Consider the following 15,939-nt stretch of genomic DNA (forward strand, 5'->3'; position numbering starts at 1 on the left):
ACACGCAGCCCGACTCGATGTTCGGTCACAAAGATGAACATGATTGGAGCACAGATCGACCATTGACATCACATGGGGGAATGCCGCCGTAAAAGGATGAAACTTCGTTCCGCGGCCGCTCTGTAACCTTTATGGTGTAAGAATCGTCTAATCGGAAGTCCTGAGAGGAAGAGGCGGCGTGCAGTGAAATCCCGACGCAAATTTCGTGCCATGTCGATGGCTCTTGTTGTGAGTACGGTGACCGTGTTGTCCGGGTTTGGGGTCTCTTCCATCGCCTTATCGAAACAGGCTGATCAAAATGCCGCGCAGACTCTGAATTCCAGAACAGACATGGCACAGATTTGCCTAGCACCCGTGCCAGTGCAGGCCGTGTACCCATTGACTCCGCCATGATGGTAGGCCCGCTGGATGGATGGGGATGGTCTTTGAACAGACCCGGACAGCGTATCGAATTATGGAGGACCCAAGACGGAGCAAATCATTGGATTCCAGTCCGGTTCCCAGATTGTAAGTGTACAGTTGCCCGAAAAACGCGTATGCTCCTGGTGGCAGCTCCTGCCTTAGAGCGCCATACGCGTTTTTTGGAAATTCCCTTTTTAAACAACCGGCGAATAACCGCGTCAAGTTTAATGAGCATAATGCGTAGAAAGGGGCGCAGGCAAGTCATAGGTAACCCGGATAGATTCCCATGACACTGCGCGTCACCATCAGCAGGATGAAGATGAGTGCGAACAAGCTATTTTCGGAGTAGCCCCCCATGGCGCTGGCGCGCCACAAGCGCCACGACGAAAATGGGGATCACTACGTTATTTCCCGGTAGAGACACTTGTTCTTCGACGGCTCTTAAGTAACATGCATACCGAACTCAGCCCAAATAAATAGGTATCGAGGTTACTTGGATGTTCTATGGAATCGCTGGTTTACTGGTCGTCATTGCTGGATCCATCCATGTCGCGCGCGTGTTCTTTCCCGGTGTTCTTGACCGTGTGATCACAGCGTTGGTATTTGGCATCGCGCAGGTTATGGTCGCCGTCTTTTTTGCTGGCGCTGTTTTGCGTGACCTGTCCTCTGTGGACGTGTTTGCCTGTATCGTCGTGCTGGCACTGGCGTACACGGTACCGCTGTGGCTCTGGCATCGTGCGTCTGTCGCAACGGATTCGCACACCGTTTCCGTACTCCCAATTCGGATGCGGGAACACTTGAATCTGGGCGAGATTGGCTACGCCTATGTGGGGCTCGCCGCCGTCAGTTTGATCGTCATCGCGATGATCGGATACTTCGTGCCTCCCTATGCGGCGGATGAACTGGGTTACCATCTGGTGACGGTGGCGACGTGGATCCACGCGAGACAGATCATTCAGAGCAACGTGTCAGTATGGTCGGACGCCTATCCCAAAAACGCGGAGTTACTCTTTACGTGGCTGTATCTCTTTAAAAATGACGATACGTTGGTCCATCTGGGTCAATGGTTGTTTGCTCTTTGCGGCATGGCTGCAACTGCGGGATTGGCGCGGATGCTCGGCGTATCGCGCGGCGGCGCAGTTGCGGCGGCCACTCTTTTTTTTCTGGCGCCCACTATTTTCGTGCAGGCGAGCACCGACTATGTGGATCTGGCGTTTGCCTCCATGTTTCTCACGGCCCTGTACTTCGCCCAGGCCTACATGCGAAATCCCACCGCACGATACAGCCTGGCGGCGGGTGTGGCTGGCGGGATCGCACTGGGGATCAAGGCAGACGGGGCCTTGTACATCGGAATCTGCGCCTTATGGATGCTGGTCGAAACGTTGCGGCGAAGGCGGCAAAATGGCCTACGAAGCGCTGCTCTTGCTGGGCACATCAGCGCCTTTTTGGTGCCGCTATGCGTTCTGGGATCGTACTGGTACATACAAGACTGGTCTCTATACGGGAATCCGATCTATCCATTTGTCGTGACGGTGCTGGGTCATCCTCTCTTCCCTGGATTCGGGACGGTCCAACAGTTGGTCATGCGCCCGAATACGCCGACTTCGCTGCTTGGGTTGCCGCCATGGAAGCAAATTTGGCTGGCATGGACGGGTATTCCTACGTATTTTTCCAACGACATGGCCATCGATGCGTTCGGTCCACAGTGGATCCTGCTGGAGTTTCCCGCGTTGGTTCTGTTTACGGTCTACACCCTCTGGCGGGATCGCCGCACCTTTTTCTTATTCGTTGTCCCGCTGTGGATCATCTTCTGGCTGCAGACTGCCAATTGGTGGGGCCGGTACACCATGTTCATGGTGGCGTTTGGCGCGATTGCACTGGCGTACATGCTGGAACGTCTTCGTATGCGCGGACTGCGATCCACGGGGTATCTTCTGGCGCTCATTCTGGTCGTGGCCACGTACGTGGTCGGTGGAACCCTGTCCCTGCAGCAAGGGCCGCTGAACGGATATGGTGGAACGCGAACGATCTCGCAAGACTTTCTCCTGTCGCTGCGCTTGCCGCCAAGAGAGCGCACCACCGGTCGTATCTTCCTGCCGGAATACGCCTGGGTGGATGGGCTGCGGCATCCAACCGTGATCGGATTTACGACATTGGTGGCCTATCCGTATCCGTTGTTTGGGCGACACGCGCAAAACACGGTGTTGGAAATCATGGTGAAAAATCCACATGCGTTTGATCAGGAAATCGTCCGGGATCATATCCAGTACCTGATGACGACCGATCACTCTCCCCAATACCGTGCGGCCATGGAAAATCCGCAGCTCTTTCGAGTGTATAATCGGCAGGGAAAATTCACGGTTTTTGCGGTCAACAGCACCACCCCGTAAGGAGACGTCGCAGATGACACTCTCTCTGTTGCTTCGCGCCATGCGACCCGCGCAATGGACGAAAAATCTGTTCGTTTTCGCCGCGTTGCTCTTTCACATTCCGAACGATAATCCGGCCATGGTTGGACAGGCAGTGGTCGCCTTTGTCCTGTTTAGCGCAGTTTCCGGATGCATTTATATTTTCAATGATTTCATCGATCTGGAGTCTGACCGCGCCAACTCAGAGAAGCAGGACCGACCGCTTGCCGCCGGACTATTGTCACCGCGCACCGCACTTGTCTTTGCCGGCGGTCTCTTGCTTGTTGCGCTTTGCGTCGCGCTCGTGCTGCGACCGCTGCTCGCAGCCACAATCGCCGCCTATTTGATCCTCAACGTCGCGTACTCACTGCGTATCAAACATATCCCGATCGCCGACCTGTTTGCGATCGCTGCAGGCTTCGTCTTGCGCGCCATCGCAGGGGGCGTTGCGATTCAAGTTCCGTTTACGTCCTGGTTTCTTCTGTGTGCCATGCTCCTGTCTTTGTTTCTCGCGACGGGCAAGCGGCGCTACGAGGTGTTGAAGGCCCAAACAGAAGGCGAATGCCATCGCGACGTACTGCGTGAGTATTCACCAGAGTTGCTCAATCAACTAAATGGCGTCACCGCGGCGTTGGTCATCATGGCATACTCCATGTTCAGCTTCACGTCGCGCCACACTCCGGCGCTCATGTTGACGATTCCGTTCGTGATCTACGGCGTGTTTCGCTATCTGCTGCTCATTCACGTCGCGGGCACAGGGGGGCGGCCGGAGCATACTCTCATACAGGACAGGCAGATCCTGTTGACTGTGTTCACATTCGCCGCGCTGGTTGTCATACTGCTGTGGACGTTTCACTGATCTCTGGTCATACCCGCTGCATCTTCTGAGGCAACGGTTTGCCCAATGCGTCTGTCCATGGGATGCGTATGTGTGGAATCAGTTCCGTCCGTAGTGGATTTATTCCGTACCGCTACGCCAGCAGATATGCCTATTTCTGATTCTTTGAACTTCCATTTCTACGGGCAGCCCGGCGTTGATGCATGTCTTTCTTGTAGATTCAGCAAGTCCAATTGCAATTCTTGTTGTGGCACCGTCATGGCACCCTGGCTCCTGTGTCCCAGAGGTAACATGACACTGTACGATGCTATAGACGGATCTGGACTTGGAACGGATTCCGTCGGGGAAGTTTGCGACGAACAATGTGGTGCTGCACTTCGGCGTCATGGCTTACAATCTATTGCGTATCATTGGCTAGGAAAGTCCACAAGTACAAGATGGACCGCTCCGGAAGAAGGTACAACGACGTCGCATCCGCACGGTGATCCGGAACCTGATCACACTGGCGGCGAAGATGACGAGGCATGCGCGGCAGCCACGGCTACGCTCGGGATGAGGGAATCGGTGGTTATCGGTGTTTACTCGTTTGTATCAAGCGTTTGGGTGAGTGTGCGTGCCATGTATACACCTTTGGACAACGCCTGAGATCGTGAGGCTTATTCACATGTGGACAACTTTTCAAAGCCTTGGTCATCCCATCGAAGCACCTAGCCAGCCGTTTGGGTGGTGCCCGAGGATGGACACGGAGGATGCCCCAGGATTTTGATGTCGGTGTCACGGATTCAGGAAAGAAACAATGCTACCAGATATCGTCTGTGGATCAGGCACGGTGGCCATAACCACAGGCGTCATCGCCTAACTCTGATTGGTGGAACCGGGCTGTGGATTGCCCAAAACTGAAAATGGAATCCAGTGATGAAGCGTCGATAGATCAGACACGGTGGTTGTGGGCGACGGCGAAGCAGACGGAGACGAGTCGGCAAAGGAGACAGCGGTAGAATCCAAGCTCAGCGTTGCCACCGTCAGCGCGCCAAAAAGGCCGCATCCAACATGTGCAAAATAAGCGGGTGCAACCAGAACACGAAGAGTTGTAGTAGAAGGGCATAGGGTTTATTACAAAGTTAATCATAAGAAAAATCAGTAATCGTGAAGAAAATCAAGCCGCCTGGCCCGTAATGAAGAGTTTCTGGGCACTTTATTTCTGCAATTTGGAACGGTAAGGGAAAACTTATAAGTACAACCGCTTCGCATGCGGTAGCAGATCCTTTTTGAATCGTGATGATGAAATTTCGCCATCGCCCGCCCGGCTCTCGACTTTCCACAAAGAATTTCACCCTGTACGGCTTGTCGTCCAGATTCACCGACACATACACACGATGGATTTTGTAGAGTCCGCCGTCCACGCAAAGATGAGGGATGTCGTGTTGCCGCAACCAAGGACGCGAGTCGGTTTTGGCACTGTCGCGGCACCGATACCCCGGTAGGCCGTGATACCGTGTACGTGATGGGAGGTGGGTCAATCCAGATCCGGTGTGCCGGCATGACCGGTCATGGACTTCATGCCACGGATCGCACCGTGTTGTGTACTCTTCACCGGTTTCCTCTCGCTCATAACACCGTTTTCGGCTCCATTCCAAACGAAAAATTTTCGCAGTCAAGGAAGGAGATGTGACCTTGCTGTATTTGGCGTTGCCAACCGACCTTCGGGATCGCTACAAAGGCAGTGAGTGGCTGGCCTATGCCCGCAAAATCGGAGACACCCCGTTTCATGAGGGGGACACACTCGTCGTCTCCGAATGGATGTTTCACGAGCGTCATGCGCTTTTGCAAACCCTGGGCCACGTCCGACAAAGCGGCGCGCGGGTGGTGTTCATCGGATCGGCCGCGCACGAATCGGACGGTTTTAAACGCGATCTGTGCCTGATGGGCGTCTATGACTTTCTGTTTGTGGGCGACGAACTTGTGCTTCAGGATCTCGATGCCCTTCTTACCCATCCCCGGTCGGCCGACGACATCAACGTGTATCTGCGACAGGAAGAGGCGGGTGTCATCGAACACCCGCGTGTGGTGGATATCTTTGAAGAGGAAACTGCGCCGTTTACATGGGCGCCGATCCCACAGCACGAACCGGGCCGATTGGACGCCTGGCTTCCACCGTCCGCCGATGATGGTTCCCAGCCGCGCTTGGGAGAAGGGCGGGACACCCTGCACCCGGTTCGCCGCGTTGTCTGGCCAAGCCCTGCGCCCGTTCGGGTTCGACTTCTTGGAGAGCGGGGCTGTGGGAAGAGTTTTGTGGCGCTACAGCTCATGACTCTGTGCCACGCGCACGAGTTGCCAGCCGCCGTGGTCGAAGACGCCCCGCAGACCCTGAACCGTTGGTGTGACGCCCGCCTTGCGGAGCACGTGTACGCGTCGGATCCACCGCCAGGATACCGCGTCATCCTCGATGCAAGACAGGGCTCGGGGATACCCCTTTCAGGCATCGACCTGATTTTCGTCGTCACGTGGCCAGATGCCATCCAAATGCGGGAAGCACAGCAGACTCTGACGGAGCAACCGGGGATGAGTGAGCGGGTGCTCTTGGTTGTGAACCATCACACGCAGGGGGTTCTTGGCTCCATGAATCCGGAGTTGGAGACCGTGACCATCTTGCATGAACCCCGACAGTTTCACGCAATGCGCATGAAGACACCGCTAGTTGACCTGGACCCTGGTTTCGCGCAGCAGTTTCTTCCGCTTGTTACGCGAATCTCCGCATGTTTCGTCGATCCCGGCCGTCAAGCGATGGATGGAGGTGATGAGGATGCTCTTGTTGCTCGAGTTTGACCGCGTGAAACAAGCGGCCGCGATATCTGCCGCAGAACGGGCGGGTCTGACGCTGAAGGCGGTGGACCATGAGGATCAACTGGGCCAGGTGGATCTCTCCGCCGTTGAACTTTTGCTCGTCGGCAAAGACTGGCCGCCGGAAATGGTCCAACGGTTGCGGAACTCGGGGCTTGCTTCCCCGGCGATCACCGTGGCGTCCACGGCTGACGATGGCGTGTACGAGATGGCAAAGGATCTCGGTTGCGTGGATGTGGTGACGTATCCGCTTCCCATGGACTATCTGCGTCGCTGGCTTCCGGTAGAGGAGGCGAAAGAGCCACCAGTCGGGCCAACCACCACGCTCACGCCCATGGAGGCCATTTTGAAACGACGAAGTTCGCCGGTGTCCACCGGTGTCGTCACGCACGCAAAACCGCCGCTTCGCCAGGATGACCCGGATCCGCTGCTGCGCGGCCGGGTCGTTGTCATTCACAGCGCCCGCGGCGGTGTCGGCAAATCCACCCTCACGGCGCTGCTTGCCCGCGCACTGGCCAGACAGGGTGTCGCAGTCGGGGTCATCGATCTTGATCCCAAGGGGAACCTGCAGGCCATCCATCACCGGCCGGCCGCACTCACGACCGATGACTTCACGCGACTGCCCGCACAGATGGACGAATCCACCCTTCGGGAGTCGCTCGTGCGCGTCGAGGATTGGTACCTGCTTCCGAGCGGCCGGACGCGAGACGGTCTGGATCACACCACGCTGCGGCGATTGATCCATCAATTTGCGACCTCCTTCGATATCGTGCTCATCGATACGAGTCCGTCATCACCCGCCACGTACGCGGCGCTGGAACGGGCGGACCGGGTCGTGTTTGCCATGACGCCGGAGTGGATGGCCTTCAAGCGGTTTCTCGAAGAGTACGAACTTGTCCGGCACCTGAAGACACCGGCGCGGGTGGTGGTCGCCGTCAACCGCATTCGGGCGGGCGTCGCGGAACACCGGCGTGCGCTGCGCCTGCTTGAGGAAGCGAGCATCCCATCGGACGTGGTGCACATCCCCGAGGACCGGCGGCTCTACCGCGATCTCATGACGGCAGGGCCGCTGGCGGGGAGCCGCCAGGTGCAAGAGGCGGTGGCGCACGTGCTCGAAGCGTTGCGCGTAGTGCCGGAGCGGAGCAACTCTCGGAAGGCTCGGAAATTCGAAGGGATGCGGGAGGTGGGGTCACGATGAGGAAGAGCACATGGTCCTTTGCTCTCGGTGTGGTGTGCGCCGTCGCGGCCGGTCTCATCGGGTCGATGGTGTTGCTTCGGGCCGCGAACACGGAAACGGTGGTCGTCACGACCCATACCCTCTATCCTTACACGAAAATCGGTCCTGCGGATGTGACGACAGCGACGGTACCCCAAACATCCGGCATCGCGGGGCTCGCCACGAGTGAAGGCGCGGTGGTCGGGAAATATCTCTCCTTCGCGGTGCCCAAAGGGGATCCCGTCACGGCCTCCGATTTGAACCCATCGGGCGACAGCTTCTCTGCGTTTCTCACCCAGTACACGGAGCGCACCGGTCAGACCGGGATGCTGATGGCATTGCCCGTGCAGACCCCGCTTGCTTCCGTCGTCAACCCCGGCGAGGCGATAGCCCTCTTGGTGCCGTCGCAGGGCGGAACCTCGCAAACGCTCACGACAATTGAGCCCGTGCCGGTGTTGAATGTTCTGGAGCCGGCAAAAGGCGGCACGCCCACGGCGCTGCTCCTCTTTGTCACCGAGAAGGACTACCGGGTGCTCGCGCCCGCCATTTTGAACAACAACGTGCAGATCGGGCTCATTCCGCAAAACGGCTCGTTCACCGCACCCGAGTCCATTTCGTTATCAACCGGGACGGGTGTTTCTTCAGCGAATCCCACCATACGGGTGACGACCTCGCCCCCGGCAACGGCAGCTACCGGCACAACGCCATCGGGCGCGAAGGCAGGTGGGCGGTGATGGCCATGGACCCACAGGTCGAAAGGGATGTCGAGCGGCTCAAGGCGGCGGTGGTGAACCATCCGCTCCTGCGCCAGCCGGGCGTGACCCGCACGGACATGCACGCGTTTTTGTACCGCCTCTGCGCGGATCCTGAAACGTTTGTGCCGATGGAGCAGCGGGAGAAGGTCATCACGGCGCTGCTTGACACCTGGTTTCGGTTCGATGCGCTGCAGTCGGTGATGGAAGATCCGTTCGTGACGGATGTGCACGTGATCGGCATAACGACCCTCGTGCAGCGAAACGGCCGCAAGTTCGAGGTGCCAGACAGCCGATTTTCGTCAGAGGAGGCGCTCGGGGAATTCGTCGAACGGCAGCTCGACGACACGCCGTATCGGTACTCGCAATCGGATCCGATGAGCGACGCGATTCTACGCGGCGGATACCGGATGAACGTCGTGGGCGGTCCTGGAACACGCTACACCGTCCGGGATGCCGAGGGCAGGATCGTGACGGAACCGCACACCATCGTCAGCATCCGCAAGCCAATTTATCCGTTTACCCTGGACGATCTCACGAGTCTGTCCTTGCTGGATGCAGAGACCCGCGCATTCATCCGGCTCCTGATGCAACTGGGCGACAGTTTCATTGTGGCGGGCGGGGTCGGCTCCGGGAAGACGACCCTCATGAACGCGATGACCGGTGACATTCCGTCTGGGCAGTTGACCATCATCATTGAGGAACTCCCCGAGATGGCCCCCCTCTGTGAATGGGCGATCCGGCTGACGGACCGCGCGGAGAACCACGAGGGCAAGGGGCGGATCGACATGGTTCGAAACCTGATCAACTCCCTGCGCATGAACGGCGACAACGAGTACATCGGTGAGGTACGCTCCGCCGCGGTGGCGTACCTGTTCCTGCGCACCAGCCTCATCGTGAAGCGACAGACCGGCACGACGTTTCACAGCCACGTGGGCCTTCGCGCAGGCGTTGAGGGCGTCCTCACGCGGTTTTTGCTCGAGGCGGCGGACGGTGCCGGGTCGCGGGCGTCGGTGCAAAACATCGCCGGCATGATGGGCGACAAGATTCGGTTCGTGTTCACGTTACGCGACACCCGACACGGGAAACGGATCACGGAGATCGGGGAAATCCTCGGCTTTGACTTTGGGGAGCGTGCGCTCTTGTGGCAGCCGGTCATGACGTATGACGCCACGGCGGACGCGTTTTTGTTTCACGGCGTCACGGACGCGATGCAAGAACGCGCGGCGGTGGAGGGCATCGAGGTGCATCTGCCGCGAAATCACGAAGCGGTGCGACGGTACCGCATCGCAACGTAGGAGGGAACGGCCATGGACATGGGGCTTCTTGCCCGTCTGTTTGGGTTGTGCGTGACGGCAGCCGCGGTGTTCGGGCTGCTGGGTCGCGAGCTGCGAAATGGGGAGTGGCGGGCGCGGTTCCGGGACGTGATGGAGGAGAGGGCGCCGGAGCGAGACCGGCGCAGCGTGGTCGCTCGGTATCTGGATCGCGTGTGCGCCCATTACCGAATCCTCGACAAACTGTATACGGAGCGAACCGCCACCGTCCACGTCACGGTTCTGTTTGCCCTGTTGTTCGCTGTGACCCTGCTGCTTCATTACTTTTTTGTTCTCGGTCTGGCTCTCAGTCTCGGGATCTCTTTTCTGCTGTACGAACGGCACTGGGCACGCCTCGCAGGGAAACGGCGGGAGGAACTGTTAACCGCCTTCCTGCGCCAGGGTGTGGAGCGGGGTGTCCACGTGCTTGTTTCAACCGGGCGACTCGACGACGCTTTTTTGCGCATGGCCGATACGATCCGGTACACGCCGTTAAAGAAGCGTCTCCAGGAACTGTGTGGTCTCGTCGACTCTCCGCAATTCCCCACGCCTGAGGATGCGTTTGTCCACTGGGCCGGGGGTCTTGGGATGGAGGACATCGCACACTTTGCGCTCGCGACCCGGGAGGCGCGCAAATACAACGTGCCGCTCGATGAGCTATGGCTGGACATGGCGGAGATTCAGGGCAAAGAACTCGAATACGCGCGTCGCATCCGGGCGGAGACCGCACACCAGCGCACAGGCGGGGTTTGGTTCTACGGCATGCTCGCCGGAACCTTTCTCGTCGCATACCCGTTTGCCGCATCGCAGATGAGCGAAACGACGCGATTCCTGTTTTGGACCACACTCGCGGTGATGACCCTCGGGCTCTACCTCGTGATTCGCCGCAGTCAGGTCATCGACGCATAGGGAGGGGGTGACAGATGAACATCACATGGTTGTCGACAGGGTTCGGAACGCTCCTGACGCTCGCTTGGCTCTTCATTTGGCGGTCTCGGATCTCGGAGTGGCAGGAGTTTCGACAACAGGTTCTCGGCGCGGGCTGGGCGGTCGCGAAGCGGAAAAGAAGAGTTCGATCCTATGCCGAGATGCTTCGCCGTGAGGCGGCTGCCATCGGGGTACCGGAGCAGGGAATGCTCTGGCAGCGATCGGTTCTGTTGGTTGTCGCACTGGTGCTCGCCAGTGCCTTGCTCTTGCGGATGGGGTTTTTGCTTTTCCTCATTCCGGCGACACTCTCCGCCCCTCTTTTGTACGCCAGGATCACGGCACGGGCGCACCAGCGCAAGCTCGCGAAACAAACCCGCGTGGTCGAGATGTTGCTCGCTTTTCTCCTGCGGGCGGGCGCGACGCTCTCTGATACGCTCTTACTACTCGAACGTCGTATCGATCCGCCGATGCGAGACAAGCTGTGCGAGGTGAATGCGCAAAAGCGCTACACCACCCTGCCCGGTGCACTTGAGGCGCTCGGTGATTCGACTGGTGTGCCGCAGTTGCGTGAATTTGCCTCGCTCGTCTCTGAGTCGGAGCGAAACGGCACGCCGATTGCGGACGCGATTCTACGAAGCATTCGGCTGGACATGAAGACGCGCGATGCAAACGCCGTCGAACGATACGGCAAGGTGCAACTGGAAGTGGCGATGTACGCGACGCTGCTCATCGCGATGCCGGGCTTTGGCTTTGCGATTTACGCGATGCTGGCATTCGCCCTGCACCTGTTCGGTTCGTGGAGTTTCGGTTAAGACCGGCACCTCGCTGGCACCCGAGTGACGGTCTGGAGAGGTACGGTGGGAAAGGAGGTGGTGGGCGTGTGGCACATGCCGTTTTAAAGAGAGCATGGAACTGGGTGTGCGGTGAGCACGGGGGCATGATGGACGAGTACGTCACGATGGCCGGGTTCTGGATCTTCTCGACCGTCGTCGTTCTTGTCGCCGCCGGGCTGATCTGGGGCGCTCTGTCGGGAGATTTAAAAGCCATGGTGAGCGATCTCACCAATCTGTTTTGACGAAATCAAGGAGGGGGAAAAGCCCATGACAACATGGAAACGTGCCACACGGTGGCTGATGGCGGAGGCGGGCAATACGGCCGAGGAGAACACGAACCGCAGCCTCTGGTGGCTGGTTGGCATCATCGCGGTGACGCTCATTGCGGGCATCGCCTACTTCATGATCGGGAATCTGCTCAGCCAAGCGCAGAGTGGCGTGGGCGGGGCGGCGACGAGCCTGTCCTCGCAAAGCGGCCTCACGCAATTGGCGCAACAGGCGGAGAGCGGAACACTGCAGATCGGTACGCCCTCTGTCGCAAGCGGCGGCTACCGGGCGCCGTAACCTCATCCGCGTTTTCCTCGGGGCGGGCCGCCACGGTCTGCCCCCATTTGTTTTTGGGGGGTGAACACGATGCCAAGCAATCTCATCACGACGCTTTTTGCCATCTGTGTCAGTTTCGCGGTCACCCTAATCCTGATCCTGGCGCCGCCGCTGGTCGGCATGAAGCTGCAGATGGATGCCATCGCGCAGGATGCGGCGCGCGTCTACGCGATCACAGGCAATACCGGCGCCGTGCAGAGCGAAATCAACGCCGACATGGCCGCCGACAACCTCCCGACCACCTGGAACGGGCAGACGCTGGTGTCGGTCACGGCGGTGTCACCAGCGAGCGGAGAGCCCGGATACGCGGCCACCTCCACACCGACATCCTCCAATGCCGATGTCTCGATCTCGTACAACGCGCCGGTTCCCTTTGATCGCGCCCTCACCCTGTTTGGCGGTCCGTCGCTGGGCCTGACAGTGCCAATGACGGCGTCGGCGACCGCGTGGAACGAGGTGCAGTACACGGGGGTGAGTCCGTGACGGGGCGATGGCGTCGGATGTGGGCATGGCTGCGTGCCGAAGACGGTTACACGTTCAGTTTGAATCTTGCGTTCCTCTCGGTGACAGTCGGCATGGTTTTACTTCTGATTCTCGCGTGGCTGGCCTCCGGTCTTGCGGCTGGCACGGAACTGCGCCGCGCGGCCACGTCGGCGGCGCAGTCGCAGGTGACCCAGACGGTGTCCGGATCAAACGCTGGATTCCTGACCTCTGCCGACTGGACCTTGACCCCAGCGGCCGATAGGACGGCGACCCAAATATTTGACCAAGAGGTGGCCGACACGCATCTGAACCGCGCCTTCTCGAACCTGTCTCTGGAGATGGGCGTGGTCGACAACCAAGTGACCGTCATCGTCACGGGGAAGTTTTTGCCGCTGTTTCTGCAGACGGCGGCCGATCGTGTGCCGGTGCTAAAGGCGCTGGCGGCGCCCATGCGGGTGACGGTGCCGGTCCAGTACTCGGTGGTGGGAAAGGGGTGAATCGATCATGGAACGGGAAACGCGCATGCTCCTGTGGGCCTTGTTTGCCATCGGGGTACTCACTGTGGCGTTGCTTCCGGCCGCCTGGGGCACGCTCAACCACGCGGTGGCGATCGGCGTGAAGTCCAACAACGATATGGCACAGGCCCTGTGGGGGCAGTCCCCACCACTGTCATCGTCTGAGAGCACCTGGCTCACGAATACGAACGTCCCGATCATCCCGGGTGCCACCATCACGCATGTCGACTCCGTGTCCTGGAACACATCCACCTGGGGACCGCAACTCGTGATATCCGGCTACGGGTTCGGGAATCCATCCGCGGCAGGGCAGACGGCACTCATCATCCGGGATATGAGTCGTGGTTGGGCTGCGGCGAACAGTTCTACCTACGGTGTTCAACCGATGATCGTCTCCTGGCAGAACGACCGAATTGTCGTGGGTGGATTTGACGGGTACGGGGGAATGGATGTTTCGAATGGATCGGCTGGGCAGCAGGGAAGTGAGGTGTTCGCGCCGGGGGATCGAATCACCGTGTCGGTCACGAATCCGCAGACGGGCAGCACCGGAACCCTCCACACGCAGTATCCCACGAGCGCCCCGATGCCGACCGTCACGATGGATCCACTCCCCAGCTTGATCGCCGGTCAATCCGAACCGCTGAGCGGTAGGGTGTCGTTAAACGCAACGGGGTTGGCGCATCAAACCGTGACGCTCACTTGGTCAGGAGGGAGTGTAGCGAGCGGCTCATCGGTCCTAAACGGGCAGACCGTCACGACCGACGGGAATGGACGTTTTTCCGTGACGTATACAGCGCCCGCACAACCGGGCACGTACACCGTATCGGCCAGCGCAGACACTGGTTACGCGACGCAACAGGTCCAAGTGAGCGTACCCACCGTCTCGATTGACCCCATACCGACGGTGGAGGCGGGGCAGTCCGTGACGATCACGGGGCACGTGACCGGCGTCGGTGGTGCGGGAATCGCCGACCAGACGGTGACGCTGTCGACCGATGGCGGACAGATTCAGCCAGAGACGGTCGCGACCGATAGCCGTGGGAATTTCGCCGCCACCTTCACCGCGCCGGGAACGGGCGGCACGGATACGGTGATGGCAAGCTGCGACGGGGGAATGGGTACGGCCTCCGTCACCGTGCGGGCGTTTACCGTGACGCTGTCCGCGGTGGGCGATCCGACGGACAATCAGGTCACCCTGACGGCGACGGTCAATCAACCGCTGAACGGATACACGCTGCGCATCCTCAATGAGACCACGGGGCAGACCCTTGCGCAAACCAGTCAGGGGACATCACTTTCGGTATCCATCACGATGCAACAGGACGTCACCAACACCTTTGTCGCGCAGATCAATTGAAGGGGGTATCCGAAATGATGAGATGGAAAGGCGTTCTCTTGGGTGTTGCTTTCGTCCTATTCCTGCCAGCCGCTTCTGCATTCGCGGCGATCGCAAAAAGCAATCCCGTGACGATCACGGGTGGCTACGACAGGACCGTGCGGATCGAGCAGTGGGAACAGACCGGCACGACCCGGCAGGCGTACACGGTTCAGACCGATGTAACGACGGTTCAAAGTGAGCGGGTGCAGACGGGAACCACCACCCAGACGATTTTCACTGGCTATCAGCAGGTGGAGACGGGCACGACCACCAAGACAGTGCAGGTGGGAACGCAGCGGGTGCAGACGGGCACGACATCGGTCTGTGACGGAGAATGGATGTACTATGTCCGTCTCCGGCGCTATGAATGTTCCGGGGGTCTGATTCAGAAGCCAGTGTACAAAACGGTTCCCGTCTACCGCACGGAGACGACCCCCGTGTATGAAACGGTGCCCGTCTACAGCACGCAAACGGTCCCGGTGTATCGGACCGAGTCCGTGCCGGTCACTCGTGTGGAGACATTCACCGGTTACAGAACGGTACCCGTGTACGGTTGGGTTACGGTGCGTGTAGAGCAGTGGGTGCCGGTTGCGATCCGCTAAAAAGCGGGGCACCCTTACGGAAATAGAAAGGAAAGGCAGATGACGAGAAGGGGCGGTGAAATGGTCATGCCAGGATCTGCGAGGCTATGGAATGCTCTTTTTAGCGGACCGATGAACGGCGGCTGGTGGAGTGCGCATAACCAGTTGGTGTGGGCGGGGCTACTCTTATATGGGGTAGTGGCCGCGTGGTTTGATTGGCGGGAGCGGCGCATCCCGAACGCCTGGACTCTCGCCTGGTTACTGATGATCTTTTGTCTGCAATACTACTTTCGGGCGGCGCCAGCCGCCCTCTTTTCGTTTGTATTGGTAACTATTCTCATGCTGGCGCCCACCTTATTGGGTCAGTGGGGACAGGGCGATTGGAAGATGTCGATGGTCTATGGGATGGCCCTCGGCGTCTTCCCCACTCTTGGCCTATGGATATTTGCAATCGTATTGACGAAATGGGTGAGTACCGTCCATGGGCGAATATGGCTTTTAGCGAAGGGCAGCGAGCGCAGTATTCCGTTGGCGACGTTTGTCAGCGCGGCGGCCATGATGTCGTATGGCGGGTTGTGTCTCATATCCGTAGTTGTGTTGCATTGAATCACACGGAGGTGCAGCACGAGAGCGGTTGGACGATGGATACTGTCAGAACACCGGTTTATTGGTGGCAAAGGCCGCCTTACAAGTGGCGGCGAGGCGCACGGTTACATCCCCAGGCAGTCCGCCACAGGCATTATCGGGACTCGCGAACTTTATCGCCCATTGTGCCGTTTTAATCACGAAGACAAAAACCGAGTGGTGTCGACGACAGCACGAAGCCTCGACCGCCCTCATTCTATTTCT

Annotated in this window: 16 protein-coding genes and 1 pseudogene; all 17 read left to right on the top strand. The window is 58.9% G+C overall.

Annotated features, from left to right (window positions below; genetic code table 11):
• Positions 1-183: 183 nt before the first annotated feature.
• The 17 genes and pseudogenes from M4I36_RS04420 (at position 184) to M4I36_RS04500 (ending at position 15,696) form a co-directional block, all read left to right on the top strand.
• Positions 184-393, top strand: coding sequence for a hypothetical protein (locus M4I36_RS04420; RefSeq protein ID WP_258110494.1), 210 nt, complete (start codon positions 184-186; stop codon positions 391-393).
• 506 nt (positions 394-899) lie between these two features.
• The gene (locus M4I36_RS04425; protein ID WP_258110495.1) at positions 900-2,792 is read left to right on the top strand and encodes a glycosyltransferase family 39 protein; all 1,893 of its coding nucleotides are present in this window, start codon (positions 900-902) and stop codon (positions 2,790-2,792) included.
• A 13-nt stretch (positions 2,793-2,805) separates the two neighbouring features.
• Entirely contained in the window at positions 2,806-3,669 is an 864-nt protein-coding gene (locus M4I36_RS04430) for a decaprenyl-phosphate phosphoribosyltransferase (RefSeq protein ID WP_258110496.1), read from the top strand.
• A gap of 292 nt (positions 3,670-3,961) precedes the next feature.
• Positions 3,962-4,204, top strand: a pseudogene (locus M4I36_RS04435) (IS1380 family transposase); the annotation flags it as partial.
• A gap of 1,118 nt (positions 4,205-5,322) precedes the next feature.
• A complete protein-coding gene (locus M4I36_RS04440; protein ID WP_258110497.1) occupies positions 5,323-6,474 on the top strand; it encodes a hypothetical protein in 1,152 nt (383 codons plus the stop codon).
• Positions 6,452-7,687: a ParA family protein gene (locus tag M4I36_RS04445; protein ID WP_258110498.1), complete on the top strand. Its 1,236-nt coding sequence runs from the start codon at positions 6,452-6,454 to the stop codon at positions 7,685-7,687. Before M4I36_RS04440 ends, M4I36_RS04445 begins: the two co-directional genes overlap by 23 nt.
• Positions 7,684-8,439, top strand: coding sequence for an SAF domain-containing protein (locus M4I36_RS04450; RefSeq protein ID WP_258110499.1), 756 nt, complete (start codon positions 7,684-7,686; stop codon positions 8,437-8,439). The genes M4I36_RS04445 and M4I36_RS04450 overlap by 4 nt, the downstream gene beginning before the upstream one ends.
• Entirely contained in the window at positions 8,439-9,755 is a 1,317-nt protein-coding gene (locus M4I36_RS04455; protein WP_258110500.1) for an ATPase, T2SS/T4P/T4SS family, read from the top strand. The genes M4I36_RS04450 and M4I36_RS04455 overlap by 1 nt, the downstream gene beginning before the upstream one ends.
• 18 nt (positions 9,756-9,773) lie before the next feature.
• A complete protein-coding gene (locus M4I36_RS04460; RefSeq protein ID WP_258110501.1) occupies positions 9,774-10,679 on the top strand; it encodes a hypothetical protein in 906 nt (301 codons plus the stop codon).
• Positions 10,680-10,693: 14 nt separating this feature from the next.
• Positions 10,694-11,509 carry a type II secretion system F family protein gene (locus M4I36_RS04465; RefSeq protein WP_258110502.1) on the top strand — a complete coding sequence of 272 codons (816 nt, stop codon included), beginning with the start codon at positions 10,694-10,696 and terminating at the stop codon, positions 11,507-11,509.
• A 68-nt stretch (positions 11,510-11,577) separates the two neighbouring features.
• On the top strand, positions 11,578-11,772 hold the full coding sequence (locus M4I36_RS04470; protein WP_258110503.1) for a hypothetical protein: 195 nt from the start codon (positions 11,578-11,580) through the stop codon (positions 11,770-11,772).
• Between the two features lie 25 nt (positions 11,773-11,797).
• Positions 11,798-12,094 (top strand): hypothetical protein, encoded by a 297-nt coding sequence (locus M4I36_RS04475; RefSeq protein WP_258110504.1) that lies wholly within the window; start codon positions 11,798-11,800, stop codon positions 12,092-12,094.
• A 69-nt stretch (positions 12,095-12,163) separates the two neighbouring features.
• Entirely contained in the window at positions 12,164-12,616 is a 453-nt protein-coding gene (locus M4I36_RS04480; RefSeq protein ID WP_258110505.1) for a hypothetical protein, read from the top strand.
• Between the two features lie 17 nt (positions 12,617-12,633).
• Positions 12,634-13,113, top strand: a complete 480-nt coding sequence (locus M4I36_RS04485; protein WP_258110506.1) for a hypothetical protein — start codon at positions 12,634-12,636, stop codon at positions 13,111-13,113.
• Positions 13,114-13,120: 7 nt separating this feature from the next.
• Entirely contained in the window at positions 13,121-14,488 is a 1,368-nt protein-coding gene (locus M4I36_RS04490; protein ID WP_258110507.1) for a carboxypeptidase-like regulatory domain-containing protein, read from the top strand.
• A gap of 14 nt (positions 14,489-14,502) precedes the next feature.
• Entirely contained in the window at positions 14,503-15,111 is a 609-nt protein-coding gene (locus M4I36_RS04495; protein ID WP_258110508.1) for a hypothetical protein, read from the top strand.
• Between the two features lie 60 nt (positions 15,112-15,171).
• Positions 15,172-15,696: a prepilin peptidase gene (locus tag M4I36_RS04500; RefSeq protein WP_258110509.1), complete on the top strand. Its 525-nt coding sequence runs from the start codon at positions 15,172-15,174 to the stop codon at positions 15,694-15,696.
• Positions 15,697-15,939 lie beyond the last annotated feature (243 nt).

Origin of the sequence: Alicyclobacillus sp. SP_1 (assembly GCF_024706985.1) — a bacterium.
In the GTDB taxonomy this organism is placed as follows: Bacteria; Bacillota; Bacilli; order Alicyclobacillales; family Alicyclobacillaceae; genus Alicyclobacillus_I.

Excerpts from the sequence above, each read along its gene's own strand:
- M4I36_RS04495 (WP_258110508.1), top strand. The coding sequence starts at position 14,503 with ATGATGAGATGGAAAGGCGTTCTCTTGGGTGTTGCTTTCGTCCTATTC.
- M4I36_RS04430 (WP_258110496.1), top strand. The coding sequence starts at position 2,806 with ATGACACTCTCTCTGTTGCTTCGCGCCATGCGACCCGCGCAATGGACG.
- M4I36_RS04490 (WP_258110507.1), top strand. The coding sequence starts at position 13,121 with ATGGAACGGGAAACGCGCATGCTCCTGTGGGCCTTGTTTGCCATCGGG.
- M4I36_RS04475 (WP_258110504.1), top strand. The coding sequence starts at position 11,798 with ATGACAACATGGAAACGTGCCACACGGTGGCTGATGGCGGAGGCGGGC.
- M4I36_RS04445 (WP_258110498.1), top strand. The coding sequence starts at position 6,452 with ATGCTCTTGTTGCTCGAGTTTGACCGCGTGAAACAAGCGGCCGCGATA.
- M4I36_RS04460 (WP_258110501.1), top strand. The coding sequence starts at position 9,774 with ATGGGGCTTCTTGCCCGTCTGTTTGGGTTGTGCGTGACGGCAGCCGCG.
- M4I36_RS04450 (WP_258110499.1), top strand. The coding sequence starts at position 7,684 with ATGAGGAAGAGCACATGGTCCTTTGCTCTCGGTGTGGTGTGCGCCGTC.
- M4I36_RS04500 (WP_258110509.1), top strand. The coding sequence starts at position 15,172 with ATGGTCATGCCAGGATCTGCGAGGCTATGGAATGCTCTTTTTAGCGGA.
- M4I36_RS04485 (WP_258110506.1), top strand. The coding sequence starts at position 12,634 with ATGTGGGCATGGCTGCGTGCCGAAGACGGTTACACGTTCAGTTTGAAT.
- M4I36_RS04455 (WP_258110500.1), top strand. The coding sequence starts at position 8,439 with ATGGCCATGGACCCACAGGTCGAAAGGGATGTCGAGCGGCTCAAGGCG.
- M4I36_RS04465 (WP_258110502.1), top strand. The coding sequence starts at position 10,694 with ATGAACATCACATGGTTGTCGACAGGGTTCGGAACGCTCCTGACGCTC.
- M4I36_RS04480 (WP_258110505.1), top strand. The coding sequence starts at position 12,164 with ATGCCAAGCAATCTCATCACGACGCTTTTTGCCATCTGTGTCAGTTTC.
- M4I36_RS04425 (WP_258110495.1), top strand. The coding sequence starts at position 900 with ATGTTCTATGGAATCGCTGGTTTACTGGTCGTCATTGCTGGATCCATC.